The following is a 1,783-nucleotide window of genomic DNA, read 5'->3' on the forward strand; positions in this document are numbered from 1 at the left end:
GGGTCAGATCTCCGGCGTGATCCGGATGATCGAGGAGGGACGCGACTGCGAGGACGTCGTCACACAGCTCGCCGCCGCCCCGCGGTGACGTTCTCGATGGTGCGGAGGTAGCGGTGCGGGATGTGGACGGGGTCCTGGGTGGTGGCCATGAGGCCGGTGGTGTGGACCGTGGTGCTGTTCGGGTGGTTGCGGAGCAGGAAGTCGTTGTCGCGCTGCTGATCCGGCAGACCGAGATAGTGCAGGACCTCGTGCAGCAGGTCCGCGTCGGAGTGGCCGACGTCGAGGTGGAGTTGGTCGGCGCGGGCCGGGTCGGGCGTGTTGGTGAGGGTGATCGCCTCGGGGTGCGCGGGGTCGTCGATCAGGTTGAGGTTGACGTGCAGCTGGTCGCCTGAACTGGGCAGCGCCAGACCAGAGTTGAGGTGCGTGTCCAGCAGACCGGAGATGCGCTCGTTGAGTTGAGTGGTGAGCGCCGGGTCGGTGGCGGTGACCGGAAGGTTGAGCGTGTAGTCCCGTATCCACTGACCGTTGGGCGCCTGGATACGACGGACCTGCGTACGGATGAGCGTCGTCGCACCGCTAAGGACCCCGGGGCGGGGCGAGTTGGACTGATCCGCGTGCGGATCGAAGCGCTCCGTGGAGTGAACAGCCGGGCGGGCGTGCGGACGCAGGCCGTGCCAGGTGTCCTTCGGCGCGGGGTCGGCGACGCGGGACGCGGGGCGCTCGTCATCGGCGTCGCGTGTGGGTGCGGGACGGTAACGGCCGTTTGGCTGAACGCTGTTGGCGTCCTCGGGACCCCGGGGCGCCTGTGACGTGGTGATGTTCGCCGGGGTGGCGGTCGCCGGAGTGGTGCCGGCGTTCGCGTCGCTGGCGCTGTAGTGGTTCAGGCCCGTGTAGTGGACCTCCAGGGCGGGGGTGTTGGTGGTCGGGCCGTAGCGCAGCACGATGCCCTGGGGGCCGGCGGTCGCGGGGGCGCCGACGGTCGGGGCGGACGTCGGCTGGAAGACGTGGATCGGGGCGCCGAGGGTGTCGGCGAGCAGGGGCAGGAAGGTGTCGCCGATCGGGTGCGCCCACGCGGCGGACCAGTGGCTCACCGCGCCGTCGAGCATGGTCTCTTCGTCCGCGGTGAGCGGGGCGGTGCTGCGGTGGTAGCCGGCGATCAGCAGCGACCGGCGCTCGTCCGGTGTCATGGTGGCGAGCGTCGGGAGCGCGTTCACCGCACGCAGATAGGCGAACATCCGCCGGTTGCTCGGGGCGGCGCCGGCCGGTGCGGGCGGGGCTCCCGGCGCCGAGACCGCTTGCAGATAGCGGGTCTGGAGGTCGACCGGGTCCAGGTCCTCGGCGTGGGTCACGCCCTGGATGCCGTACTGGACCAGCGCGTTGTCGATCTCGGTGACGGTCATGCCCTGCGCCGCCGTCGTGAAGGGGGCGACGAGGACTCCCCGGAGCTGGCCGAGCACCTGCGCCGGGAGCGGGCGGCTGCCGTTCTGCGCCGCCGCCAGCCGGGCCAGCACCAGGTTCTGCAACCCCTGCTGCGCGGCCTGGAGTTGACCGGATCCCTGGGTCGCGGTCTGCGGGTTCAGCGCCAGCGCCCTGAGGGTCTGCCGTACGGCGTTGGGCCGGCCGAGCCAGGTGTCGGTGGCCGCGTCGAGGCCCGGGGTGGCCCCTCGTAGGTGCGTGCGGACCAGGTCCGGCGCGCTGCCGATGACCGCGTACAGGAGGCAGTTGCCGTCGCCGGGGGTCGGGACGGCGTTGCCCGTGGGGGTGGCATACGGCGACAACGGGG

The 1,783-nt window shown here is 71.7% G+C and carries 1 protein-coding gene and 1 pseudogene; one reads left to right on the forward strand and one right to left on the reverse strand.

Translation table 11 applies throughout. The features are described from left to right. Positions 1–85, forward strand: a pseudogene (locus tag ACNFOC_RS53945) (metal-sensing transcriptional repressor); the annotation flags it as partial. Here the strand turns inward: ACNFOC_RS53945 and ACNFOC_RS53950 are convergent. Then, positions 60–1,783: OTU domain-containing protein (locus ACNFOC_RS53950; protein ID WP_521987231.1), on the reverse strand; the 1,724-nt coding region annotated here is incomplete at its 5' end. The pseudogene ACNFOC_RS53945 and the gene ACNFOC_RS53950 overlap by 26 nt on opposite strands.

Origin of the sequence: Streptomyces colwelliae, from assembly GCF_048158785.1 — a bacterium.
Lineage (GTDB): Bacteria > Actinomycetota > Actinomycetes > Streptomycetales > Streptomycetaceae > Streptomyces.